Annotated in this window: 22 protein-coding genes; 10 read left to right on the forward strand and 12 right to left on the reverse strand. The window is 68.5% G+C overall.

Features of this window, described 5'->3' with window-relative positions:
- Window positions 1-108 precede the first annotated feature (108 nt).
- The 5 genes from O3305_RS16905 to O3305_RS16925 are packed head-to-tail and all read right to left on the reverse strand — an operon-like array spanning window position 109 to window position 5,775.
- Window positions 109-267 (reverse strand): hypothetical protein, encoded by a 159-nt coding sequence (locus tag O3305_RS16905; RefSeq protein ID WP_269573574.1) that lies wholly within the window; start codon window positions 265-267, stop codon window positions 109-111.
- Window positions 264-3,671, reverse strand: a complete 3,408-nt coding sequence (smc, locus tag O3305_RS16910; protein ID WP_269573575.1) for a chromosome segregation protein SMC — start codon at window positions 3,669-3,671, stop codon at window positions 264-266. Before smc ends, O3305_RS16905 begins: the two co-directional genes overlap by 4 nt.
- 22 nt (window positions 3,672-3,693) lie before the next feature.
- Window positions 3,694-4,446: a DsbA family protein gene (locus O3305_RS16915; RefSeq protein ID WP_269573576.1), complete on the reverse strand. Its 753-nt coding sequence runs from the start codon at window positions 4,444-4,446 to the stop codon at window positions 3,694-3,696.
- Window positions 4,447-4,477: 31 nt separating this feature from the next.
- On the reverse strand, window positions 4,478-5,242 hold the full coding sequence (locus tag O3305_RS16920) for a thioredoxin domain-containing protein (protein WP_269573577.1): 765 nt from the start codon (window positions 5,240-5,242) through the stop codon (window positions 4,478-4,480).
- Complete coding sequence (locus O3305_RS16925) at window positions 5,242-5,775, reverse strand: DUF721 domain-containing protein (RefSeq protein WP_269573578.1); 534 nt, start codon at window positions 5,773-5,775, stop codon at window positions 5,242-5,244. The genes O3305_RS16920 and O3305_RS16925 overlap by 1 nt, the downstream gene beginning before the upstream one ends.
- Window positions 5,776-5,802: 27 nt before the next feature.
- Between O3305_RS16925 and O3305_RS16930 the strand changes: the two genes are divergently transcribed.
- From O3305_RS16930 to nudC, 3 genes are read left to right on the forward strand one after another with little or no spacing between them, the layout of a single operon-like run.
- The gene (locus O3305_RS16930) at window positions 5,803-6,873 is read left to right on the forward strand and encodes an A/G-specific adenine glycosylase (RefSeq protein WP_502958143.1); all 1,071 of its coding nucleotides are present in this window, start codon (window positions 5,803-5,805) and stop codon (window positions 6,871-6,873) included.
- Window positions 6,861-8,144, forward strand: coding sequence for a serine hydrolase domain-containing protein (locus tag O3305_RS16935; protein ID WP_269573579.1), 1,284 nt, complete (start codon window positions 6,861-6,863; stop codon window positions 8,142-8,144). Before O3305_RS16930 ends, O3305_RS16935 begins: the two co-directional genes overlap by 13 nt.
- Before the next feature lie 10 nt (window positions 8,145-8,154).
- Window positions 8,155-9,027 carry an NAD(+) diphosphatase gene (gene nudC, locus O3305_RS16940; protein WP_269573580.1) on the forward strand — a complete coding sequence of 291 codons (873 nt, stop codon included), beginning with the start codon at window positions 8,155-8,157 and terminating at the stop codon, window positions 9,025-9,027.
- 211 nt (window positions 9,028-9,238) lie between these two features.
- Here the strand turns inward: nudC and O3305_RS16945 are convergent, their stop codons facing one another.
- From O3305_RS16945 to O3305_RS16955, 3 genes are all read right to left on the reverse strand, one after another.
- Entirely contained in the window at window positions 9,239-9,745 is a 507-nt protein-coding gene (locus tag O3305_RS16945; protein WP_269573581.1) for a hypothetical protein, read from the reverse strand.
- A 14-nt stretch (window positions 9,746-9,759) separates the two neighbouring features.
- Window positions 9,760-9,954: a helix-turn-helix transcriptional regulator gene (locus O3305_RS16950; RefSeq protein WP_269573582.1), complete on the reverse strand. Its 195-nt coding sequence runs from the start codon at window positions 9,952-9,954 to the stop codon at window positions 9,760-9,762.
- A gap of 171 nt (window positions 9,955-10,125) precedes the next feature.
- Window positions 10,126-11,022, reverse strand: a complete 897-nt coding sequence (locus O3305_RS16955; protein ID WP_269573583.1) for a prephenate dehydratase — start codon at window positions 11,020-11,022, stop codon at window positions 10,126-10,128.
- A 102-nt stretch (window positions 11,023-11,124) separates the two neighbouring features.
- Between O3305_RS16955 and O3305_RS16960 the strand changes: the two genes are divergently transcribed.
- The 4 genes from O3305_RS16960 to O3305_RS16975 all read left to right on the forward strand — a co-directional run bounded on the left by O3305_RS16960 (window position 11,125) and on the right by O3305_RS16975 (window position 14,444).
- Window positions 11,125-11,796 carry a c-type cytochrome gene (locus O3305_RS16960; protein WP_269573584.1) on the forward strand — a complete coding sequence of 224 codons (672 nt, stop codon included), beginning with the start codon at window positions 11,125-11,127 and terminating at the stop codon, window positions 11,794-11,796.
- 74 nt (window positions 11,797-11,870) lie between these two features.
- The gene (locus O3305_RS16965; RefSeq protein ID WP_269573585.1) at window positions 11,871-12,806 is read left to right on the forward strand and encodes a hypothetical protein; all 936 of its coding nucleotides are present in this window, start codon (window positions 11,871-11,873) and stop codon (window positions 12,804-12,806) included.
- 144 nt (window positions 12,807-12,950) lie between these two features.
- Window positions 12,951-14,036 carry an HD-GYP domain-containing protein gene (locus tag O3305_RS16970; RefSeq protein ID WP_269573586.1) on the forward strand — a complete coding sequence of 362 codons (1,086 nt, stop codon included), beginning with the start codon at window positions 12,951-12,953 and terminating at the stop codon, window positions 14,034-14,036.
- Window positions 14,037-14,048: 12 nt separating this feature from the next.
- Window positions 14,049-14,444, forward strand: coding sequence for a YybH family protein (locus O3305_RS16975; RefSeq protein ID WP_269573587.1), 396 nt, complete (start codon window positions 14,049-14,051; stop codon window positions 14,442-14,444).
- Here the strand turns inward: O3305_RS16975 and O3305_RS16980 are convergent.
- Both O3305_RS16980 and O3305_RS16985 read right to left on the reverse strand, forming a co-directional pair.
- The gene (locus tag O3305_RS16980) at window positions 14,441-15,367 is read right to left on the reverse strand and encodes an LOG family protein (RefSeq protein ID WP_184162415.1); all 927 of its coding nucleotides are present in this window, start codon (window positions 15,365-15,367) and stop codon (window positions 14,441-14,443) included. The genes O3305_RS16975 and O3305_RS16980 overlap by 4 nt on opposite strands.
- A 36-nt stretch (window positions 15,368-15,403) precedes the next feature.
- Window positions 15,404-16,090 carry an extensin family protein gene (locus O3305_RS16985; RefSeq protein WP_269573588.1) on the reverse strand — a complete coding sequence of 229 codons (687 nt, stop codon included), beginning with the start codon at window positions 16,088-16,090 and terminating at the stop codon, window positions 15,404-15,406.
- Window positions 16,091-16,248: 158 nt separating this feature from the next.
- Between O3305_RS16985 and O3305_RS16990 the strand changes: the two genes are divergently transcribed.
- From O3305_RS16990 to O3305_RS17000, 3 genes are all read left to right on the forward strand, one after another.
- Window positions 16,249-17,409, forward strand: coding sequence for a phosphoserine transaminase (locus tag O3305_RS16990; RefSeq protein WP_269573589.1), 1,161 nt, complete (start codon window positions 16,249-16,251; stop codon window positions 17,407-17,409).
- Between the two features lie 124 nt (window positions 17,410-17,533).
- Entirely contained in the window at window positions 17,534-19,111 is a 1,578-nt protein-coding gene (gene serA, locus O3305_RS16995) for a phosphoglycerate dehydrogenase (RefSeq protein ID WP_269573590.1), read from the forward strand.
- Between the two features lie 59 nt (window positions 19,112-19,170).
- The gene (locus O3305_RS17000) at window positions 19,171-20,271 is read left to right on the forward strand and encodes an ATP phosphoribosyltransferase regulatory subunit (RefSeq protein ID WP_269573591.1); all 1,101 of its coding nucleotides are present in this window, start codon (window positions 19,171-19,173) and stop codon (window positions 20,269-20,271) included.
- Between the two features lie 262 nt (window positions 20,272-20,533).
- Here the strand turns inward: O3305_RS17000 and O3305_RS17005 are convergent, their stop codons facing one another.
- A complete protein-coding gene (locus tag O3305_RS17005) occupies window positions 20,534-21,982 on the reverse strand; it encodes a mannitol dehydrogenase family protein (protein ID WP_269573592.1) in 1,449 nt (482 codons plus the stop codon).
- Window positions 21,983-22,041: 59 nt separating this feature from the next.
- On the reverse strand, window positions 22,042-23,067 hold the full coding sequence (locus tag O3305_RS17010; protein WP_269573593.1) for a retroviral-like aspartic protease family protein: 1,026 nt from the start codon (window positions 23,065-23,067) through the stop codon (window positions 22,042-22,044).
- Between the last annotated feature and the right edge of the window lie 4 nt (window positions 23,068-23,071).

Here is a 23,071-nt window from a genome sequence, read left to right on the forward strand (position 1 = left end):
CAACCAGAAGGATTGGCCGGCATGCGAACTATACTGCCGTCATCCCCGCCTTCGCGCGGATGACGAGAGAGACTATGCGTACTGAAGCCACCCAGCAAAACCCGCCGCTCAGGCGATCTCCCAGATCAGCAGCCCGACGAGTATCGCGATCACGGCCATCGCGATCAGGCAGCCGGCGGCGCCAAATCGCTTCTCGATGATCCAGGCGCTGCCCTCGACACACGCCTGCAGCACGATCTCGAACAGGCCCTCGAACAGGAAGCTCATTCCGCCGCCAACAGGCTCTCCGCCCCGCCCAGGTCCACCGACACCAGCCGGCTGACCCCGCGCTCGACCATGGTCACGCCGAACAGCCGGTGCATGCGGCTCATCGTCGCCGCATTATGGGTGACGATCAGGTAGCGCGTCGCGGTCTCCTCGGTCATCTTCTCGAGCAGGTCGCAGAATCGATCGATATTGGCGTCGTCGAGCGGCGCATCGACTTCGTCGAGCACGCAGATCGGCGCCGGATTGGTCAGGAACAGCGCGAAGATCAGCGCGACGGCCGTGAGCGCCTGCTCGCCGCCCGAAAGCAGGGTCAGCGACTGGAGCTTCTTGCCCGGCGGCTGCGCCATGATCTCGAGTCCGGCCTCCAGCGGATCGTCCGAATCGATCAGTTCGAGATGTGCCGCGCCGCCGTTGAACAGCGTCGAGAACAGCCGGCGGAAATGCTGGTCGACCGCTTCGAACGCGGCGAGCAGCCGTTGCCGGCCTTCGCGATTCAAGGTCCCGATCGATCCGCGCAGCTGGTTGACCGCCTGGTGCAGCTCATCGCGCTCGGCGGCGTTGCTGGTGAAGGCGGCTTCCAGCTCGGCGAGCTCGGTCTCGGCGACCAGATTGACCGGCCCGATCCGTTCGCGCTCGGCGTTGAGTTTCTCATGGCCGGTCGATTCCTCCTCGGGCGTGCGCACCGTGGCTTCGTCGAATCCGGCCTTTTGCGGCAGGAGCGGCGGCGGGCATTCGAATCGCTCCCCCGAAATCCGCCCCATCTCGATGCGGCGCATCTCCTGGTTCTCGGCACGCGCGACCGCGCCGGCGCGCTGCTCGCGAGCCTGGGCCAGCACTTCATTGGCGCCGCGCACCGCGCCTTCGGTCTCGCGCACCGCGATCTCGGCGTCGCGCTCGGCGGCCTGGGCGGCGGCGCTCTCGATCCGTGCCTTCTCGGTCGCCGCTTCGGCCTCGGCGAGCTGCGCCTCCAGCGCGGCGGGCTTGCCGGCGAGTGCTTCGCTTTCCTCGGCGAGCTGGAGCGCGCGCTTGTCCATCTCGTTGGCGCGCCGTGCCGCATCGCCGGCGCGCGACTTCCAGCTCTTCGCCTCGGCACCGGCCGCGGCATGGCGTTCGCGCGATGCCGAGATCTCGCGCTCCAGCGTGCCGCGCTCGGCCCGCGCGCTGGCGGAAGCGGCGCGCTTGCCCTCGGCATCGCTCGACAGCGCCTGCACCCGGGCACGCGTCTCGGTGCCGTCGGGGAGCGCCGCCTTGGCTGCCTCGGCGCGGTTCAGCTCGGTCGCGGCTTCGTCCTGCTCGGCGGCGACGCGGCGGATGCGCGTGTCGAGATCAGCGCGCTGCGAATCTAGCCGCTCCAGCTGCGCGGTGGCACGGTCCTCGGCGCGCCCCGCCTCGCGGCCCGCATTGTCGGCATGCTCCAGCACCCGCCGGCAATCCGCCGCCGCGCGCCGCGCCTCGGCGATATTCTCCTCGATCCGGGTGAGCTCGGCATCGGCGCTCTCGACCGCGCGCACCGCCGCCGGCCGCGCCTTCTCGATCGCGGCGAGCCGGTTGACCCGCACCAGACGCTCGGCCGCCGCGGCGCCCCCGGACTTGGCGACATAGCCGTCCCAGCGCCGCAGCACGCCCGCCAGCGTCACCAAACGCTGACCGACGGCAAGCGGCTGGCCCTTGTCCTCCTCGGCAACCAGCACCTGCGCCAGCCGCCGCGACAATCCTGCCGGCGCCTGGACATGCTGGCCGAGCGGCGTGGTGCCCGAAGGCGCGCCGGGATCCCCGGCCTGGGGCTCGGCACCGGCCCAATAGCGCTCGGCGCTGGTATCCAGACCGGCTTCGAGATCGTCGCCCAGAGCCGCCGCGAGCGCGCGCTCATAGCCGGCATCGACCTTGAGCTTGTCGAGCAGCCGGTCTTTGTCCGAAGGCCGGGTCGCCTTGGCGAGCGCGGCGGCTTCGCTGTCGAGCTGGGCGAGCTCGGCATGCGCGCCGGCGCGCTTGGCCTGGGCATGGTTGCGCGACTCGATCGCGCTGCGCTCCTCGGCATCGGCGCGGGCGAGGCCGGTGCGGGCGCTCTCCGCCTGACGGATCGCCTGCGCCCGGGCCTCGGCGGCGCGTGCCTTCTCGGCCTGGAGGGGCTCGGGATCGGGCAGCGCCTTCAGTTCCGCGTCGATCCGCGCTCGGTCACGCTCCGAGCGCTCGACCCGCGTCCGCGCCGCCACCAGAGCGGCCTCCGCGACGCGTGCCTCGGCCGCTTCGCTCGCCTGCGCCGCCAGCGCCTGGGCCAGCGCGACCTCGGCATCACGCGCCGCGCGCTCGGCATCGGCCAGCGCCGCATCAAGGTTCGGCATCCGCGCCGTCGCCTCGGCGATCCGCTTGTCGAGTGCCTTCAGTTCCTCGTCGAGCCGGGCCAGCGCCTCGGCGGCATCCCTGGCGAGCGCGCCTTCGCGGCCGCGATCCTCCTCCAGTCGGCGCACCGAATCCTGCACCTCGGCGATCCGCCGCTCGACCGCCGCCTTGTCCGATCGCAGCGTCGCGAGCCCGTGCATCGCCTCGGTCGCCTTGTCGCGCACGGCCAGCGCCTCGGCGCGCAGCGTGGCGAGCTTCTCCGCCGCCTCCAGTTGCACCGCCACCGCCGAATCATGCGCCTTGGTCCGCTCGGCGACCAGCGCCTCGGCCGCGGTCGCTTCCTTCTTGGCCGCGTCCGCCGCGCTCGCCGCGTCGCGCCAGCGGGCGAAGATCATCCGCGCCTCTGCAACACGGATCCGGTCGGAGAGCTCGCGGTAGCGCTCGGCCTGGCGCGCCTGGCGCTTCAATTGCGCGGCGCGCGTCTCCTGGTCGCCGATGACCTCGTCGAGCCGGGTGAGGTTCGCCTCGGTCGCGCGCAGCCGCTGCTCGGCGTCCTTGCGGCGCACATGCAGGCCGGCGATGCCCGCGGCTTCTTCCAGCATCGCGCGGCGCTCGCCCGGCTTGGCCTGAATGATCGCGCCGATCCGCCCCTGGCTGACCAGCGCCGGCGAATGCGCGCCCGTCGCCGAATCGGCGAACAGCAGCGCCACGTCCTTGGCGCGCACGTCGCGCCCGTTGATCCGGTAGGCCGAGCCCGCGCCGCGCTCGATCCGGCGGACGACTTCCAGCTCGTCATCGCTGCCGACCTGGTCGGCCTGGATGGTAACCTCGGCGAAGTCGCGCGAGGGGCGGGTGGCGGTGCCGGCGAAGATCACGTCTTCCATGCCGGCGCCGCGCATCGACTTGGCGCTGGTCTCGCCCATCACCCAGCGCAAGGCTTCGAGCAGGTTGGACTTGCCGCAGCCATTGGGGCCGACGATCCCCGTCAGCCCCGGCTCGATGCGCAGATCGGCCGGGTCGACGAAGCTCTTGAAGCCTGTCAGCCGCAGCCGCTTGATCTGCACGGCGTCCCCCGCCCCCTAGGCGTCAGCGCGCGCCGGCTGCCTTGAGCAGCGGCTCGAGCTGCTCCCAGCTGCCGGCCTCGACCTTCTTGCCGTTGATGAAGAAGCTCGGGGTGCCGTTCACGCCATAGACGGTCGCGCCGTCGGCATTGACCTTGGCGATCTCGTCGATCTTCTTCTGGTCGCCCAGGCACTGGCGCGCCTTGGCTTCGGGCACGCCGTACTGCTTCATGAAGTCGATCATGCCGAGCTGCTCGGCAAAGGCGACCGCGGCCTGGGGCGGCGGCATCTGCTGGAGCTGCTGGATCAGCTGCGGCTGGGTCTTCACCAGCTGCTCGGTGCGGGTCAGGAACGTGTCCTGGTTCTCGAAGAACTTGTCGAGCACCGGGAAGAAGCTCTCGTCGGGCACGCACTGGTTGAGCAAAGCCGCGGCGAGATCGGGTGCGCCGTGGATCAGGAAGTCGCGGAATTCCCAGCTGACCTTGCCGGTGGCGATATAGTTCTTGCGCAGCGGCTCGGGCGCGGTGCGGCCGAACAGCCCGCAATAGGGGCAGTTGCGCGAGCCATATTCGACCAGCTTGATCGGCGCGTCGGGATTGCCCTGGCGATAGCCGCCATCGGTGGTCTTCACGATCACGTCGGTCCAGGCCTTGCCCGCCGGCGCGGTCACCGCCTTCACCGGGGCCGAAGCGGTGACGTTGCCCTCGCCGCCGCCGCCGCAGGCCGCGAGCAGGCCGGCCAGCGCCAGCACCGGGATCAGGGCGAATTTGATACGCATAGCTCTGCTTTCTCCAGGGTATTCGATACGATCAGGCGCCATTGGCCCACAGCTCGGGCAGCAATCTGTCCCAGGTGAAGGCGCGCAGCTTGCGCCCATTGATGATGAAACTGGGGGTGCTGTCCACCTGATAGACGTTGACCGCGTCCGCATTGGTCTTGGCGATCCGCCCGATCAGCTTCGGATCGGCCAGGCACTGGCGCGTCCTGGCCTCGGGCAACCCTTGAGTCTTCATGAAGGCGATCAGCCCCATCGCCTCGGCGAATCTGGTCGCCATCTGGCCCGGCGGCAGCTTCTGCCATGCCTCGACCTGCTTGGGCTGGCCGTCGACCAGCTTGTGCAGCCGGTCGTCGAACAGCTTCTGGTTGGCGTAGATCGCGTCGAGCACCGGGAAGAAGCGCGCGGTCGGCACGCACTGGTTGACCAGCGCCATCGCCAGGTCGGGCGCGCCGTGGATCAGGTAATCGCGATATTCATAGCTCACCTTGCCGGTGGCGATGAAGTCGCTGCGCAGCGGCGGCACGCCGTCGGCGGCGAAGCGCCCGCAGGTCGGGCACCCGCGCGAGCCATATTCGACCAGCTTCACCGGCGCATTCGGATTGCCCTGGCGGAAGCCGCCCTCCGGCGTGATCGCGACGGTCGCGGTCCAGTTCGGCGCGGCGGCCGGGCGGGCGGCGGGCCTGGCTGCGGGCTTCGCCGCCGGCTTGCGCGCCTGTTGCGCCGAAGCGCCGCCGGCCAGGGCACCGCCAACCAGGGCAAGCGCAACCGCGCCGGCAGTCATCATCACGATACGCATCAGTCGATCCGGCCGATCTTGGGCTTCTCGTCGCTCGCGGCGACACCGGCGGCCAGTGCCTCGAGCACGGCCTTGAGTTCAGGGTCGGCGATCCCGCGCAGGCTCTCGCCCATCGCTTCGCTCAGCGGCTTGAGGCTGGGCGGCGGCGCGGCCTTGGCCGGCGCCTTCACCTGCCCGTGGCGGATCGCGATCTTCGCCACCGCCGGATAGCCGAAGAAGCGGTTCACCCGGTCCATGATCTCGGGCGCGACATGCTGCATCGTCGGCGCGAAGGCGCCCGAGACGATCAGGCTCAGCACGCCCTGCTCGCGCTTGCCCTGGGGGAACTTGATCGATTCGGGGATCGAGACCCGGGCATAGCGCTCGCCGACGATCTCGCCCCAGCGGCTGACGATCGAATGCTGGATGAAGCCGAACTTGCGGAAGCTGGCCGCGCCGACATCGGGCAGCAGCTCGGAGACCGAGCGGGCGCGCAGCGCGCGCTGCGGCTCGGGCTTGGGCTGGCGGGTCGTGGCGCGGGGGGGCTTCGTCATTTCCACCAACCCATGCCATAGGGCCCTGTGCCCGACAACGCCCCCCGTACAATCGTTCCCCTCGCAATCGCCCCCGCGCTGCTCCATTGGTACGACCATAACGCCCGCGACCTGCCCTGGCGCGCGCGGCCCGGCGCCAATGCGCCCGATCCCTATCGCGTCTGGCTGTCCGAAGTGATGCTCCAGCAGACCCAGGTCGCCAGCGTCATCCCCTATTTCGACAAGTTCACGCGAACCTGGCCGACGGTGGAGGCGCTCGCCGCCTCGCCGGATGCCGACCTGATGGCCGCCTGGGCGGGCCTCGGCTATTATGCCCGCGCCCGCAACCTGCTCGCCTGCGCCCGCGAAGTGGCGCGGCGCGGGGCGTTCCCGGACACCGAAGCCGGCCTGCGCGAACTCCCCGGCGTCGGCGGCTATACCGCCGCCGCGATCGCCGCGATCGCCTTTGGCCGGCGCGCGGTGGTGGTCGACGCCAATGTCGAGCGCGTCGTCTCGCGGCTGTTCGCTCTCGAGGAAGCGCTGCCCGGCGCCAAGGCCCGGATCTACGCGCTTACCGACACGATCACCCCGGAGCTGCGCTCGGGCGATTTCGCCCAGGCGATGATGGACCTGGGCAGCGGCATCTGCACCGCGCGCGCGCCCAAATGCCTGCTCTGCCCGTTGCGCGCGCATTGCGCCGGCTTCGCGGGCGGCACGCCGGAACGCTTCCCCATCAAAAGCGCGAAACCGCCCAAGCCCCAGCGCCACGGCACGATGTTCTGGCTCGAGCGCGATGGCCGGGTGCTGCTCGTCCGCCGTCCGGACAAGGGCCTGCTGGGGGGCATGCGCGCGCTGCCCACCGGTTCCTGGACCGACTCGCCGCCCGGCCTGGAAGGCGCCCCCATTGCCGCCGGATGGCAGCTGCTCGACGAGCAGGTCAGCCACGGCTTCACCCATTTCAACCTCGACGTCGCTCTTGCGGCTGCAACAATCGCAGCGCATGCAGGCGCCGCCGTGGAAGGCGAGTGGTGGCCGGTCGCCGATCTCGAATCGGCAGGCCTGCCCACCGTATTCGCCAAGGCGGCACGGACATTCAGGAGACGGCTATGCGCGCAGTGATCGGTTTCGGCATCGGGATGGCGGCACTGGCCGCGCCCGCCTTCGCGCAGACGGCGCCCACGCCGCCCGCACCGGCCAAGGTCACTGCCGAGACCGCGCTCGCCCAACGCTATGTCGCCGAAGGCAAGGTGCCCGGCATCGTCATCGTCACCGGCCGCGGGCAGGGCGAAGTCACGGTGGTCACCAATGGCCGGGTCGCCAATGAAGCCACCGCGCACAAGGCCGATATCGACAGCCTGTGGCGCGTCTATTCGATGACCAAGCCGATCACCGGCATCGCCGCGATGATCCTGGTCGAGGAAGGCAAGCTCAAGCTCGACCAGCCGATCAGCGACTTCATCCCGGCGTTCAAGGACATGAAGGTGCTGGTCGATCCGTCCAAGGACCTGACCACCCGCCCGGCGACGAAACCGATCACCGTGCGCAACCTGCTCACCCACACCGCCGGCCTCGGCTACAACATCATCACCAAGGGACCGCTGCTCGACGAGTATAACAAGCTCGGCATCAATCCGGCCCAGGTGAACGTGCCGATGGAAGCGCAGATGGCGCCGGCCCGGCCCGACACGCTCGAGGAATTCGCCAACCGCACGGCCTCGCTGCCGCTGATCGCCGAGCCGGGTGCCAAGTGGAGCTATTCGATCGGCCTCGATATCCTCGGCCGGGTGATCGAAGTCGCCGGCGGCATGCCGTTCGATCAGTTCGTCAACACGCGCATCTTCAAGCCGCTCAAGATGAAGCAGAGCTACTGGACAGTGCCGGCGGGCAAGGTCGGCAATTTCGCCAGCAACTATGTGTTCATGGGCAGCCAGCGCATTGATGCCGATCCGGCGGCCAGCTCGATCTATCTCAAGAAGCCCGAATTCCCCTATGGCGGCGCTGGGCTGGTGATGTCGGCGCGCGACTATGATCGCTTCCTCCACATGCTGCTGAACGGCGGCGCGCTGGACGGTGCCCGCATCCTCAAGCCCGAGACGGTGGCGCTCGCCATGTCGGACCTGCTGCCGGCGGGCACCGACACCTCGGCACTCAATGACATGACCAGCGATACCGGCGCCCGGCTCGGCTTCGGCGCGGGCGGCTCGGTCTATCTCGCCGATGCGCCGGGCGGCCCGGGCAAGGGCACGTTCGGCTGGGGTGGTGCCGCCGGCACGATCGCCTGGGTCGATCCGGTCCACAAGCTGCGCGCCGTCGCGATGATCAACCTGTTCGGCGACACCGAGCTCAAGCGCGCGGTCTCCAAGGCTGTGTACGCCGATCTCGCCAAGTGAATCGGAGCAAATGACGCTTACCCCAGGTTTCACCGGCGGCACGCTCGATCGTGCCGACCGGGTTCGCCACGATCCCGAGCTGCTCGCCACCGCGCTGGCCGATCCGCGCGCGCGCCTGCTGGTGCTCGACGGGCTCGACCCGGTGCTGGATGAAGACGGCCACCTGACCTGGACCAGCTTGGCCGAAGCGCAGGGCGAGCTGCTGTTCCTCGGCTTCGAGGCGGGCGAGCCGCGCTTCGTCTCGACCTTGCCGGAGGGGATGCCGGTGCCGATGGGCCGCTCGCCGGCGCTGTTCGCGATGCTCGATCGCTTCGCGCCGGCCGATGCCGCCAATTACGCGTCGGCGCGCGGGCTGGTCTTCTGGCATGGCCGCAACCGCTTCTGCGGAAATTGCGGAACGCACACTTCGGTGTCGCATGCCGGCTGGGGGCGGAGCTGCCCCCATTGCGGCGCCGAGCATTTCCCCCGGGTCGAGCCGGTGGTCATCATGCTCGCCGAGCGCGGCGACATGGCGCTGCTCGGCCGCCAGCCGAGCTGGCCGCCGGGCCGCTACTCGGCGCTCGCGGGCTTCCTCGAAGTCGGCGAATCGATCGACGAGGCGGTGCGGCGCGAGACCTGCGAGGAATCGGGCATCCGCATCGGCGCGGTCCGCTATGTCGCCAGCCAGCCCTGGCCCTTCCCGGCCTCGCTGATGGTCGCCTGTATCGGCGAAGCGCTCAACGACGACATCCGGATCGACGTGCACGAACTGGAGCATGCGGACTGGTTCAGTCGCGAAGATGTGCGCAGGGCGCTCGCCCGCGATCCGGAGGCCCCGTTCGTGGCACCGCCGCCCTATGCCATTGCGCACACCCTGCTCACCGCGTGGGTGGAGGGGGGCTAGCGCACAGAACCGTCTGGTTCAGCGCCTTTAGCTGCCCCCCGGCGAAGGGCGGGGCCCAGGGTTTCTCCGCCGAATCGCGCTGTTACCCAGCCCGTCATCCCCGCGAAGGCGGGGATCCATCCACTACTGAAGGCGGTAATGGATTCCCGCCTTCGCGGTAATGACGGGGGAAGGTGTAACTCTGCTCCTGAAGGGGGCTGAAACCGCCCGCCTAGTCCTCTTCCACCGGCTGCGTCGTCCAGCTGGCGTGCAGCGTCGGCACGGTCAGGTAGAGCACGAACAGCATATAGGCGAAATTGGCCAGCTGCCCCATCAGCGTCTCACGGCTCCAATTGCCGAGCAGGGTGAGCCCGAGCAGCAGCCAGATGCCCAGAAAGGCTGCGAAGGTCACCGTGGCGAAGCCGATCAGGAAGGCGCGCTGGCGCACCTGGCGGTCGAATTCGTCGACGAGCTTCGCCGCTCCCCAGGGCTTGATCGGCCCGAAGATCGGCAGGAACACGCCCAGCGCGAATCCGGCCGAGACCAGGCCATAGCCGATAGGGAACGCATCGGGCCGGGCGAGCCCCAGTCCCCAGCCACCAAGGGCAAGAGCCAGTGCAAACATCGGGATCCAGCGGAGATGGCGGCGTCTCACTTCCTGCCGGGCCAGCGCGGGGATTCCGGTGCGGTCGGCCGCGGCGTCGAGCCGGGCGAACAGGCGTTCGTTGAAACGGGACATGGCGGTCTCCGGCATCATTCGGCCGCGCGGCGCAGCGCGCTCGCGACCGATTCGAAGGGGGCGAACGAGAAGACGAGTTCCACCGGAACCTCGAAAACCTGGGCGATCTTCATGCCCAGCTCCAGGCTGGGGCTATAGTCGCCGCGCTCGAGATAGCCGATCGTCTGGGGGTTCACCCCGGCCGCCTCGGCCAGTTCGCGCCGGCTCATCCCGCGTTCGGTGCGGAACAGGGCAATACGGTTGTGTATCTGCGGCAATATGGCGACTCACACGACGATATGTTGTCTATGCACAACGATTCGTCGCGTGAGTCAAGCAAGCGCCGCCGGCCGGCGAAAAAAACCGGCTATGGCGCAACCTTTGTTACTTTCAGCGTCTGGTCAGGCGCGTTCGCGCGCCTGGGGGTAGGTGCCGAGCACGCGCATCCACTTGGTGTGGAACTTGAGCTCCTCCAGCGCCCGCGCCACCGGCGCCTCGTCGGGGCTGCCGACGATGTCGGTGTAGAACTCGGTCGCCGCGAAGCTGCCGCCGCGCTGGTAGCTTTCCAGCTTGGTCAGGTTGACCCCGTTGGTCGCGAACCCGCCCAGCGCCTTGTAGAGCGACGCGGGGACGTTCTTCACCTCGAAGACGAAGGTGGTCATGAACGGTCCCTCGGGCTTGTCCTCGGCCGCCAGCGGCTCGCGGGCAAGTACCACGAATCGCGTCATATTGTGCGCAGCATCGGCGATGTCGGAGCCGAGCGTCCGCAGCCCGTACAGCTCGGCCGCGCCCGGCGGGGCGAGGGCGGCGATCGCGGGGTCGGCAGCCTCGGCGACCATCGCGGCGGCGCCGGCGGTGTCGGGATAGGCGAGCGGCTGGATGCCCTGCGCCTTCAGCCAGTGGCGGCACTGGCCGAGTGCCTGGGGGTGGCTCATCGCCTGTTTGACGCCCTCGACCGGGCCCAGGCCCATCAGCGCGTAGCGGATGGGGAGGAAATGCTCGCCGATGATCGACAGCCCCGATTCGGGCAGCAGGAAGTGGATGTCCGCCACTCGGCCGTGCAGCGAATTCTCGATCGGGATCATCGCGCAGCCGGCACGCCCTTCCTTCACCGCGTCGATCGCGTCCTCGAAGGAAAAGCAGGGGAGCGGCAGGCCGTCGGGGAACACTTCGCGCACCGCGATGTGCGAATTGGCGCCGGGCGCGCCCTGGAAGGCGACGGCCCGAACGGGGGTCCTGGCAGCGGCCTCGGTCATCTCCGCGACGAGCTTTCTCGCCGGGCTTGCGAAATTCTCCATAGTGCGCGGGCGCTAGCTGCCCGAACTTCGCACCGCAAGCCCCGCTTGCTTTCATTGCAAGGGCGGTTTTAAAGAAGCGCAACATATCCGCAGGGGCATTTCATGGACAATCGCTTCAATACGATCGCGGGCTGGGCACTTGCAGGGGGGATTGCTGCACTTGGGCTTTCGATCGCGAGCGGAATGTATTTCCATGCCGAACGTCCCGAGCACATGGGCTATGTGATTGAAGGCGTTGAGGAAGCGAGTGAGGGCGGTGCCGTCGCGGTCGCGCCGATCGCCACTCGCCTGGCCAGCGCCGATCTCGCCAAGGGCGAGGCTTCGTTCAAGAAGTGCATGGCCTGCCACACCATCGCATCGGGTGGCGCCAACGGCATCGGCCCGAACCTTTATGGCACGATGGGTGAGGCGATTGCCCAGGGCAAGGCCGGCTTCGCCTTCTCCGATGCCCTCAAGGCCGTGGGCGGCAGCTGGGACTTCGACAAGATGGACGCGTGGCTGAGCAATCCGCGCAAGTTCGCCTCGGGCACCAAGATGACCTTCGCCGGCATCCCGGATGCGCAGGAGCGCGCGAACGTGATCGCCTATCTGAATTCGCAGGGCTCGAACCTGCCGCTGCCGGCGCCGCCGGCCGCCGGCGCCGCGCCTGCCGAGGGCAACGCGACCGACGAGCATGCCGCGGGCGGCAACCTCTCGAACGAAGCGACTCCGGCCGAGGGCATGCCGAGCAAGGATCCCGCCGCCAAGGCGCAGGCGGAAAAGAAGGGCGTCTGAAGACGCTTCCGCTCTGATGGAATGAACAAGGCGCCGCGGGCCATCCCGCGGCGCTTTCTTTTTGGCTCGTACCCATGCTCGCAACCGACCTGTCCGCACCGCCCTCCCGCAAGCTGTCCACCCGGCTGGTCGCGCGCCAAGTCTCGGAACTGCTGCTGGCGCGCAGCCGGCGCGGGCTGGCGCTGGTTCCGCAGGAGCGGCTGGCGGGCTTCGTCTTCGAAGTCGTGCTCGGCGGCAGCATCGCCCACCATCCCCATCGCGATCCGGCAACCGGGCGCTGGATCGGCGTCGAGGATGCCCGCACGCTCGGCCGCCCGGTCAACGCCACTGCCATCGCCCATTCGATGCGGCTGCCGCACACCACGGTGCGCCGGCGCGCCGCGGAACTGGTCGATGCCGGGTTGCTCATGCGCGTCGCGGCCGGGTTCAGTGTCGCGCCGGGGTTCTTCGACAGCGACGTGCTGGCGCGCTTGGCCGTCGAGGACAAGGCCGAGTTGCTGCATGCGCTGCAGCGGCTGGCGGAGGCAGGCTATGCCCCGGCGATCGCGACGCTCGGCGCCGGCGTTGCCGCCCTGCCGGCGGGCGTGGTCGAGCGCCTGATACTGGCCTTCTCGCTGCGGGCGCTGGAGACGCTGACCGAGCTGTACGGCGATGTCACCGCTGGCACGATCGTCGCGGCGATCACCGCGATCAATGTCCGCCGCGTCACCCAGGATCCCCACCTGTCGCAGCTCTATTCGAGCGAGGACACGCCGCCGCCCGATGCACTGCGCGAGCCGGTTTCGCTGCGCGCGCTGTCCCGCGCGATCGACCTGCCGTTCGAGACGGTGCGCCGCCGGGTCGCTGCATTGGTCTCGGAGGAGGTCGTGGCGTGGAAGGATGGCGGGGTGTTCGTGCCGGCCCAGGTGCTGCGCAACGATCGCCACATCGCCAATAATCGCCGCATCACCCTGCACTTCGACCAGATGCTGGCCACGCTTGCGGCATTGGCCGCGGAGCCGCACGGCTGACCCAATTCGGCGGGTCGGCCGATTGATCCCCCCACCGTCGGTAAATTACGTGAATCCTGGAATTAATGCCGCATGCCCGGGGGGGTTAAGTGGTCGCAACAAGGTGCAGGTGCGCCACCCGTCTCGTACGCCTGAGCCGGGTGGATGGATAGCGCGCGGGATGGCCTGAACGCGGGCGAATGGCGTGACCTCGGCAGTGCCGGGCCGGCCGCGGAAGCCGCCGCGCGGGCCCCCTCGCCGCGCCGCCTGTCCAGCACGAGGCTCCACATCAATGCTCGCCCTGCCAGCCTCGCCCAGGAGCGCGACCGTGCCCGGGAGATCGTCGGCATGGCGAAGGACACCGTCACCGAGACCTTTGCCGACATCCGCTTCGGCCGGAAGATCCAGGCGGCGAACCTCGCTCCGATCGTCTCGGCGATTGCCGCCTCGGTGGCGCGCAGCCCCACGGCTTTGCCCAGCGTCACCCGGATCAAGCTGCACGACGAATATACCTATCTCCATTCGGTTGCGGTCTGCGGGTTGATGCTTGCGCTCGGCAACGAGCTGCGGCTTGGGGCCGAATTGACCCAGGAGATCGGCCTCGCCGGGCTGCTCCACGATATCGGCAAGGCGCGGATCGATGCGGACCTGCTCAACAAGCCCGGTCCGCTCGACCTCGACGAATATGCCCGGGTCCAGGCGCACACGCTGCGCGGCTACGAGCTGCTGCGCGATTCGGGGATCGACTCGGAGATCGCGCTCGACGTCTGCCTGCATCATCACGAGCGAATCGACGGCAGCGGCTATCCGTCCGGCATCTCGCAGGAGACGCTGAGCATCCACGCCCGCATGGCGGCGGTGTGCGACGTGTTCGACGCGGTGACGTCGAACCGCAGCTACAAGCGCAGCTGGTCGCCCGGTGCGGCGCTCGACTGGATGATGGGCACCACCGGTCATTTCGATCCGCGGGTGCTGCGCGCGTTCCGCAGCCTGCTCGGCGTGTTCCCGGTCGGCGCGCTGGTCCTGCTCGAAAGCCAGCGCCTCGCCGTGGTGATCGACGAGCCCGCCGATTCGCCGGCAACGCCGGATGTGGCGGTCTTCCGCTGCGCCGGCACGAAGCGCGACCTGGTGCCCCAGCGCGTCTCCACGCGATCGGATCCGATCGTCGGGCTGGAGATGGCGGCGAAATGGGGCCTCGCCGATTTCGAACCGCGCCGCGCGCAGCTGCTGGACGATTTCGGCCCGGCCTGATTAGGGATGGGCATGGCCCAGCACCTGACCCCCGAACTCGACATCCGCATCCGCCGCGCGGCGTTCAACCGCGCGCTGGCCGAGGCGGATCTTGCCGCGATCGGTCCGCTGCTCGCGAACGATGTCGTGCTGGTCGCGGGGACGGACAGCGCGCTGATTACCGGCCGCAAGGCGCAGTTGCACGCCTGGAAGCGCGAATTCGCGATGCAGGACCGCAGCATCTACACGCGCATGCCCGATGCGATCACGGTGTCGCCGGTCGCACCGATCGCCTTCGAGCATGGCCATTGGGAAGGCGTCGCCGCGCAGGGCGGGGCGATGCAGGCGTCGGGCACCTACACCGCCAAGTGGCGCGAGCTCGGCGACGACTGGGTGATCGAGGCCGAGCTTTACCTCACGCTTGCCTAGCCCTGCTTGAGCACCGTCTCGGGCTTGTCGATGCCCGGGCGCGGCCGTGCGATCACCGTGTGATCCTTGTCCTTCCAGAAGTCCTGGACGATCTGCCAGCCCTCTTCGGCGGTCTCGCAGAAGTGGAACAGGTTGAGGTCCTTGGGCGAGATCACGCCCTCCTCGCACAGCGCCTCGAAATTGACGACGCGGGTCCAGAAGTCCTTGCCGTAGAAGATCACCGGGATCGGCTCGATCTTGCCGGTCTGGATCAGGGTCAGCAGCTCGAACGATTCGTCGAACGTGCCGAAGCCGCCCGGGAACACCGCCACCGCGCGCGCATGCAGCAGGAAGTGCATCTTGCGCAGCGCGAAATAGTGGAACTGCATCGACAGGCCCGGGGTCACATACGGGTTCGGCGCCTGTTCGTGCGGCAGCAGGATGTTGAGCCCGATCGTGTCGGCGCCGACATCGCGCGCGCCGCGATTCGCCGCTTCCATGATCGACGGGCCGCCGCCCGAGGTCACGACGAAGTGGCGGTTGCCGGCTTCGTCGAGCGGGAAGTTGGAGGCGAGCTGCGCCAGCTCGCGGGCCACGTCATAATATTTCGACTTCTCGACCAGCCGCTCGGCGATCTTCTTCTGCTGCGGGGTCTCGGCCAGCTCGAGCAGCGCGCCGGCCTTGTCCGGCTCGGGGATGCGCGCCGAGCCATAGATGACGAAGGTCGACTTGATGTGCGCCTCGTCGAGCAGCAGCTGCGGCTTGAGCAGCTCGAGCTGGAAACGGATCGGCCGCAAATCATCGCGCAACAGGAAGTCCATGTCCTGGAAGGCGAGGCGGTAGGCGGGATGCTCGGTCTGGGGCGTGCCGCTGGCGGTGTTGGCGTTCTGCACTTCCTGCTGGGCAGGGCGGAAAACGCGGCTCGGGACTCTCGTATCGTTCATTTCGACCGGCTTAAGCCGATCCGAGGCGCCCTGCAATCAGCGGCAAAACGGACCCCTTCCCATGTCGAGGTGCAGGTGGTTGTAGTGCGCCGCGTTATAGTCCGGGCTCAGCACCGTGCCGAAGCGCTTGCAGGCCGATCCGTGGATCGTCTCCAGGAACGCGCGAACCTGGCCATCGCCCGTCCGCCAGTCGCGTTCGATCGTGACCCTGCGGCCATCCGCGAGCACGAAGCCCGAGACATCCACCGCATTGGCCAGCCCATGCTCGGACATGCGCGCCGCCGATGCCGCGCCGTTGCCGATGACCCCGCGGCACGAATAGGTGCCATAGGTCTCGATCCTGACCAGGTCGCTGCCCAGCATCTGCCGCGCGGCGGGCGCAACGGCAAAGCGCACCCAGGCGGTGAAGCTGCGGGCGAGGCCGCATTTCATCGACTTCAATCCGGTCACCGGCACGCCGATGTCGAGCAGCTGCACGGCGCCGGTCACCACGCAACCGCTGCCGAAATCACGGTCGGGCAGGCCGCTGTAGCGCACCCCTTCGCGTGACAGGTCGGCGAAGCATTGCTGCGTCTCGCGCGGTGTCGGGCCATTGAGCGTGATCGGGCCACCCGGCCGCTCGCGAATCGGTCCCGATGCCGGTCGCGGGGCGGGGCGCTCGTCGCCGCCGCCGAAGATGCAGCCAGCGAGGAACAGGGGCAGGAACAGGCTGAATACGCGCATGGCCTCACCCTAGCAGCATAGCCGTACGACATGGTTAACGTCAGAAATGTGCGCGGATCGGGGCTTGCGCGCAATTGACTTTCACGGGGCCGCCGCTAGGGCCGTCGGCGGGCCACGCGGTCCCAACGCCGCGCGCGCTCTCTGTAAGGAGAGACTACATGACTGATTCGACTGCCGCCGACGCCACTATTGCGCCTGTCGCAAAGCCCGCCACGAAGCCGGCGCGTCCCTATTTCTCTTCCGGCCCCTGCGCCAAGCCGCCCGGCTGGTCGCCCGAGAAGCTCGCCACCGAGTCGCTCGGCCGCTCGCACCGCTCGAAGATCGGCAAGACCCGCCTCCAATATTGCATCGACCTGATGCGCGAGATGCTGCGCCTGCCCGATACGCACCGTATCGGCATCGTGCCCGGCTCGGACACCGGCGCCTTCGAGATGGCGATGTGGACGATGCTCGGCGCCCGCGGCGTCACCACGCTCGCCTGGGAAAGCTTCGGTGAAGGTTGGGTCACCGATGCGGTCAAGCAGCTGAAGCTTGAGCCTAACGTCGTGCGCGCCGATTACGGCCAGCTCCCCGATCTCGATGCGCTCGACTGGTCGACCGACGTGTTGTTCACCTGGAACGGCACCACCTCGGGCGTGCGCGTGCCGGACGGCGAGTGGATCCCCGCCGATCGTGAGGGCCTGAGCTTCGCCGACGCCACGTCGGCGGTGTTCGCCTACGACCTGCCCTGGGACAAGATCGATGTCGCCACCTTCTCCTGGCAGAAGGTGCTGGGCGGCGAGGGCGGCCACGGCGTGCTGATCCTCGGCCCGCGCGCGGTCGAGCGCCTGACCGAATATACCCCGTCCTGGCCGCTGCCGAAGGTGTTTCGCCTCGTCTCCAAGGGTGCGCTCGCCGAGGGCGTGTTCAAGGGCGAGACGATCAACACCCCCTCGATGCTCGCCGTGGAGGACGCGATCTTCGCGCTCGAATGGGCCAAGGGCCTGGGCGGCCTCGACGGGCTGATGGCCCGCTCGAACGCCAATGCCGATGCGCTCAACAAGATCGTCGCGGCGCGGCCGTGGCTCGGTCATCTCGCCGAGCTGCACGGCATCCGCTCGAAGACCAGCGTGTGCCTCACGGTCGAGGGTGCGGACGAAGCCTTCATCAAGAAGTTCGCCGGCCTGCTCGAGAAAGAAGGCGCGGCCTATGACGTCGCCGGCTATCGCGACGCTCCGGCGGGCCTCCGCATCTGGTGCGGCGCCACGGTCGACACCGCCGATATCGAGGCGCTCGGCCCCTGGCTCGACTGGGCCTACGCCGAAGCCAAGGCTGCTTAATTAGAACGTCATTCCCGCGAAGGCGGGAATCCATTCACGCAGGTCGTCGAAAGAGCCGCAGCATCAGCGACAATGGATCCCCGCCTTCGCGGGGATGACGACCGAAGCATCAGGAACATATCCCATGCCCAAGGTACTGATTTCCGACAAAATGGATCCCAAGGCCGCGCAGATCTTCCGCGAGCGCGGCGTCGAGGTCGACGAGATCACCGGCAAGACCCCGGAAGAGCTCAAGGCGATCATCAACAACTATGACGGCCTCGCCATCCGCAGCTCGACCAAGGTGACCCAGGAGATCCTCGACGCGGCGCCGAACCTCAAGGTCGTCGGCCGCGCCGGCATCGGTGTCGACAATGTCGACATCCCCGCCGCCTCGGCGCGCGGCGTCGTCGTGATGAACACCCCGTTCGGCAACTCGATCACCACCGCCGAGCACGCTATCGCGCTGATGTTCGCGCTCGCCCGGCAGTTGCCGGAAGCGGACGCCTCCACCCAGGCCGGCAAGTGGGAGAAGAACCGCTTCATGGGCGTCGAGCTCACCGGCAAGACGCTCGGCCTGATCGGCGCCGGCAATATCGGCTCGATCGTCGCCGATCGCGCGCTCGGCCTGCGCATGAAGGTCGTCGCCTTCGATCCGTTCCTCACCCCGGAGCGCGCGATCGAGATGGGCGTGGAAAAGGTGTCGCTCGACGACCTGCTGCTGCGTGCCGACTTCATCACGCTGCACACCCCGCTTACCGATCAGACCCGCAACATCCTCTCGGCCGAGAACCTCGCCAAGACGCGTCGCGGCGTGCGCATCATCAACTGCGCGCGCGGTGGCCTGATCGATGAGGCTGCGCTCAAGCAGGGCCTCGAATCGGGCCATATCGCCGGCGCCGCGCTCGACGTGTTCGCAGTGGAGCCCGCCAAGGAGCACCCGCTGTTCGGCACGCCCAACTTCGTCTCGACCCCGCACCTCGGCGCCTCGACCACCGAAGCGCAAGTCAATGTGGCGATCCAGGTCGCCGAGCAGATGGCCGATTTCCTGGTCTCGGGCGGCGTCACCAACGCGCTCAACATGCCGAGCCTCTCGGCCGAGGAAGCGCCGCGGCTCAAGCCGTACATGGCGCTTGCCGAGAAGCTGGGTTCGCTGGTCGGCCAGCTCTCGCATGGCGAGCTCAAGAACATCGCGATCGAGAGCGAAGGCGCCGCAGCCGAGCTCAACCAGAAGCCGATCGTCGGCGCGGTGCTCGCCGGGCTGATGCGCGTCCATTCGGACACGGTGAACATGGTCAACGCGCCGTTCCTCGCCAAGGAGCGCGGCCTCGACGTGCGCGAAGTGCGCCATGACCGCGAAGGTGATTACCACACCATGGTCCGCGTCACCGTCGGCACCGCGCAGGGCGATCGCTCGGTGGCCGGCACGCTGTTCGGCAATTCCGCACCGCGCCTGGTCGAGCTGTTCGGCATCAAGGTCGAAGCCGACCTCGCCGGCAACATGCTCTACATCGTCAACGAGGACGCGCCGGGCTTCATCGGCCGCCTCGGCACCACGCTGGGCGAGGCGGGTGTCAATATCGGCACCTTCCACCTTGGCCGCCGCGAAGCGGGTGGCGAAGCCATCCTGCTGCTCTCGGTCGACGAGAAGGTCAGCGAGGAGCTCCTTGCCAAGGTCCGCGCGCTCCCGGGCGTGAAGACTGCGATGGCACTGGCGTTCTGATGCACGATATCCGCCGTCCCGGGTTTCACCGGGGCGGCGGAATGTTCTAGGGGAGCCGGATGAGCGGTTTACTTCCCGAAGGCTTCCACGATCGTCTCCCGCCCGCGGCCGATGCGGCATCGCGGCTGGAGTCCCGCGTGCTCGGTGTCGCGCGCGGCTATGGCTATGAGCAGGTCGATCCCCCGCTCGCCGAATTCGCCGACGAGCTGAGCGCGCGTCTCAAGGCCGCCAGCGGCCTGCGGGACGCGGTGCGGTTCGTCGATCCGGTGTCGCAGCGCACGCTGGCGATCCGTCCCGATCTCACGGCCCAGATCGGCCGCATCGCCGCGACGCGCATGGCGCACCATCCGCGTCCGGTGCGCCTCTCCTATGCCGGGCCGGTGATGAAGCTCTCCGCTTCGGAGCTCGATCCGCTGCGCGCCACCCGCCAGATCGGCGCCGAGCTGATCGGCCTCGATACCGTTGCCGCCGCCACCGAGATCGTACGCGTCGCGATCGAGGCGCTGCAGGCCGCCGGTGTCCAGGGCATCGCGCTCGACTTCACTCTGCCGGACCTGGTCGATTGCCTCGCCAGCGACAGCCTGACGCCGGCCCAGCTCGCCACCCTGCGCGAGCGGCTCGATGCCAAGGACGCCGCCGGCGTCGCCGCGATCGATCCGCGCTACCTTCCGCTGATCGAGGCGGCCGGGCCCTTCGATGCCGCGATCGAGCGCCTCCGGGCGATCGACGCCGGCAAGGCGCTCGCGACCCGCCTCGACGGTCTTGCCGAGATTGCCGCGAGCATCCGGGGCCAGGCCGCGCTCACCCTCGATCCCACCGAGCGCCATGGCTTCGAATATCAGAGCTGGCTCGGCTTCTCGCTGTTCGCGCACGGCGCCCGCGCCGAGATCGGCCGCGGCGGCACCTACACGATCCTCCACGGCAATGGCCGCGAGGAGACGGCGGTCGGCTTCTCGCTGTTTGCCGATCCGATCCTCGACGCCGCGATCGGCGCGGACGAGCGCCGCCGGCTGTTCCTGCCCTTCGGCACCCCGCCCGGCATCGGCGCGGGCCTTCGCGCCGAGGGCTGGGTCACCGTCGCCGCGCTGGAGGAAGACGACACGCCCGAGGCGCAGCTCTGCACCCATGTGCTGCGCGACGGGGCGCCGCAGGCGATCTGATCCTTGCCCCTTGCTGATCCCCGGCCTTCGCCGGGGAGCCAGCCTCTCAACCTTGCAATGTAGGATTTCGCCTGCTTGCCTGATGCCGCCGGGTACCCTCGCCGCTCTTGCCGATCGTAGGGGAAATAGGATCACGCTCGCGCAAGATCATTGCGGGATGCGCCGCGTTTACGGGAACTTATGCCAACTTTAGGCGCCGGAAAACCCGCGCTTGGCCTGTACTTTGTGTACTTTCGCGAGTCGCTGTCGAGCCTCTGCAGGATCAACGCGCCAGCAGCGCCGTCGCCCGGCCTTCCAGGAATGCCGGAACCACATCGGTCACCGCGTCGCGGAAGCGCGGATCTTCGGCGAGCTGGGCCGGGAACACCTGGCGCAGCGCCAGCACCGCGCTGGCGGGATCGGCGCTGGCCGCGGCCTGGGCCAGTGTTTCGGCCAGCGGGTCGGTGATCTTCTCGCCGAGCGTCGCCTTGCGGTGGAGGAAGGCGATCCATGCCGCCACCGGCACCGCCAGCCGCTCCACGCTCTCGCCTGCGGCCAGCCGATCGCGAACGGTGTCGAGCAGGCGATAGGGCAGCTTCTGCGAGCCGTCCCAGGCGATCTGGCTGAGCAGGTGGCGGATTGCCGGGTTGCGGAAGCGGTCCTGCACCGCGCCCGCATAGCTCTGCACGTCCAGGCCCTCGACCGGCTTGAGCGAGCCGGCGATGTCCTCATGCATCAGCCGGCCGACAAAGGCGCCGAGGGCGGGATCGCTGACCGCCTCGAACACCGTCTCATGGCCCAGCGCCAGGCCGATATAGGCCAGGCTCGAATGCGCGCCGTTGAGGATGCGCAGCTTGGCCTGTTCATAGCCCTGCACGTCGTTGGTCAGGGTGACGCCGGCTGCGCCGAGGTCCGGCCCGTCGGCAAGATCGAAGCGCTGCAGCACCCACTGGGTGAAGCGCTCGCGCTGCACGGCGGCTGCATCGGTCACACCCAGTTCTTCGGCGATCTTGGCCAGGAAGGCCGGGTCGCTTGCCGGGGTAATCGAATCGACCATCGAATCGGGGAAGGCGACTTCATGCGCGATCCAGTCGGAGAGACCCCCATGACCTGCTTTGGCGTCCCATTCGCCGGCGAGCGCGACGCAGGCGGCGCGGAGCTTGCCGCCATTGCCGGTCATGTTGTCGCAGCAGAGCATCGCGAAGGGCGGCGCGCCCGCCGCGCGGCGATCGGCGAGGCCCGAGACGATCCAGCCGATCACGCTCGCCGGCTCGTCGGGGCGGGCGCGGTCATGGACGATGTCGGGATGGTTGAAGTCGAGGGAACCGTCGGCGCCCAGGCAATAGCCCTTCTCGGTCACGGTGCTGGTCGCGATCTTGACCGAAGGATCGGCCAGCAGCGTGCGCAGCTTCGCGCCTTCGCCCGGTCCGATCGCGTCCGAATGTGCGGCGATGATGCGGGTGCTCGGCTCGCGGTCGATCACCGCAAGCGTATAAAGCCCGTCCTGCGCCTTGAGCGCATCGACCGTGCCCGCGCTGCGCAACGAAACCGCCGCAATGCCCCACCGCGGATCGCTGTCCAGCACCCGGTCGAACACATCGGCCTGGTGTGCGCGATGGAAGGCGCCGGGGCCGAAATGGACTACGCCGGTGCGGAGGGATTCGATATCGTGTCCCGGCCGGGTGACGGATGCGGGAAGCGATGCGAGCGCGGCGCGCGAAAGGCTGGTCATGATCCCGGTGTCAACGCGCCCGGGCGGCCAAAGTCAATGCCAGTAGCCCTTTGCGCCGCTCAATAGGTATGGATCGTCCCCATGCCGCGCACCCCCGGCAGCATCGATCCGGTCCCCGCCTGTTTCGGCTTGTTGTCCCTGGGCATCAGGAAGCGGACCTGGCGATTGGGGAAGTCGATCTCGACCCGGCGGAAACTGCGCAGCGCATCCATGCCGAGCAGCAGTGCCGGTCGCTTGACCAGGCCGAAACGCTCGAAGGGCGTGACGTCGGCAAAGGCGACCGGCATCGAGCCGAAGCGCACCTGGCCGACCGTGACATTGGGCACCTGGGTATAGTCCGCCGTGGTCTGGTCGCCGGTCACGCTGGTCAGCAGGATCCTCTGCGACCGCGGCGTGTCGCGACCCACCCGCTTGCGCAGCGCGCTGTTGCCCATCGTCACCTGGCTGCCGGTGTCGAGCACCACCTGGATGCGGGTATTGTCGTAATAGGCGTCGGTCACGATCAGCTGGCCGAACACGCTCTTGGCCGTGACCACGATCTCGTCGCGGTCGCGCTTGGAAAAGGCGTTGCGCTTCGTGCTGGGGCGCACGGCCATCACGCCCTTCTCGAAGTCGATCGTGACCTGGTGGTTGCGCAGCGTGTCGATGCCGAGCAGGCCGAGCGCGCCAAGGTTGCGCGCCTCCAGGGCGGGAGCGATGATGGTATGCTGCTCGCCGATCGACTTGATGCTCAGCCCGGGGACCAGCACGGTGTTGACCGTGTCGCGGCCGGTCATCGAGGTGATCACCACCGGAGAGGAAGCGCCGAGCTTCAGCGAGCCGGCCAGCTCGCGCGACACGACCGTGCGCTCGGCACCGGTGTCGATGATGAAATTGTAGGGGCCGCTCGTCCCGACGGCCACCGGAACGGTCAGTCGCGCGTCGAGCTCGCCCAGCGCCAGCAGCGTCGCCTCGACATCCTCCGGGCTGGGCATGGTCAGCTCGGGATCCTGGGGCGGCGGGGTGCGCTCGCTCGGATTCTGGAGGTCATGGGCTCCGGCGGTTGCGGCCAGCGGGAGCAGGAGAAGCGCTGCGAGCCTGTTCATGTCT

Source organism: Sphingomonas sp. NIBR02145 (assembly GCF_027359115.1).
Lineage (GTDB): Bacteria > Pseudomonadota > Alphaproteobacteria > Sphingomonadales > Sphingomonadaceae > Sphingomonas > Sphingomonas kyeonggiensis_A.

Bases quoted from the DNA above. Each gene is read 5' to 3' on its own strand.
- O3305_RS16920 (WP_269573577.1), bottom strand. From the start codon at position 5,242: ATGCGTATCGTGATGATGACTGCCGGCGCGGTTGCGCTTGCCCTGGTT.
- O3305_RS17010 (WP_269573593.1), bottom strand. From the start codon at position 23,067: ATGAACAGGCTCGCAGCGCTTCTCCTGCTCCCGCTGGCCGCAACCGCC.
- O3305_RS16970 (WP_269573586.1), top strand. From the start codon at position 12,951: ATGGATAGCGCGCGGGATGGCCTGAACGCGGGCGAATGGCGTGACCTC.
- O3305_RS17000 (WP_269573591.1), top strand. From the start codon at position 19,171: ATGAGCGGTTTACTTCCCGAAGGCTTCCACGATCGTCTCCCGCCCGCG.
- O3305_RS16955 (WP_269573583.1), bottom strand. From the start codon at position 11,022: ATGGAGAATTTCGCAAGCCCGGCGAGAAAGCTCGTCGCGGAGATGACC.
- O3305_RS16980 (WP_184162415.1), bottom strand. From the start codon at position 15,367: ATGAACGATACGAGAGTCCCGAGCCGCGTTTTCCGCCCTGCCCAGCAG.
- O3305_RS16950 (WP_269573582.1), bottom strand. From the start codon at position 9,954: ATGAGCCGGCGCGAACTGGCCGAGGCGGCCGGGGTGAACCCCCAGACG.
- O3305_RS16965 (WP_269573585.1), top strand. From the start codon at position 11,871: ATGCTCGCAACCGACCTGTCCGCACCGCCCTCCCGCAAGCTGTCCACC.
- O3305_RS16960 (WP_269573584.1), top strand. From the start codon at position 11,125: ATGGACAATCGCTTCAATACGATCGCGGGCTGGGCACTTGCAGGGGGG.
- O3305_RS16975 (WP_269573587.1), top strand. From the start codon at position 14,049: ATGGCCCAGCACCTGACCCCCGAACTCGACATCCGCATCCGCCGCGCG.
- O3305_RS16905 (WP_269573574.1), bottom strand. From the start codon at position 267: ATGAGCTTCCTGTTCGAGGGCCTGTTCGAGATCGTGCTGCAGGCGTGT.
- O3305_RS16985 (WP_269573588.1), bottom strand. From the start codon at position 16,090: ATGCGCGTATTCAGCCTGTTCCTGCCCCTGTTCCTCGCTGGCTGCATC.
- O3305_RS16945 (WP_269573581.1), bottom strand. From the start codon at position 9,745: ATGTCCCGTTTCAACGAACGCCTGTTCGCCCGGCTCGACGCCGCGGCC.
- O3305_RS16935 (WP_269573579.1), top strand. From the start codon at position 6,861: ATGCGCGCAGTGATCGGTTTCGGCATCGGGATGGCGGCACTGGCCGCG.
- O3305_RS16925 (WP_269573578.1), bottom strand. From the start codon at position 5,775: ATGACGAAGCCCCCCCGCGCCACGACCCGCCAGCCCAAGCCCGAGCCG.
- O3305_RS16915 (WP_269573576.1), bottom strand. From the start codon at position 4,446: ATGCGTATCAAATTCGCCCTGATCCCGGTGCTGGCGCTGGCCGGCCTG.
- O3305_RS16990 (WP_269573589.1), top strand. From the start codon at position 16,249: ATGACTGATTCGACTGCCGCCGACGCCACTATTGCGCCTGTCGCAAAG.
- nudC (WP_269573580.1), top strand. From the start codon at position 8,155: ATGACGCTTACCCCAGGTTTCACCGGCGGCACGCTCGATCGTGCCGAC.
- O3305_RS17005 (WP_269573592.1), bottom strand. From the start codon at position 21,982: ATGACCAGCCTTTCGCGCGCCGCGCTCGCATCGCTTCCCGCATCCGTC.
- serA (WP_269573590.1), top strand. From the start codon at position 17,534: ATGCCCAAGGTACTGATTTCCGACAAAATGGATCCCAAGGCCGCGCAG.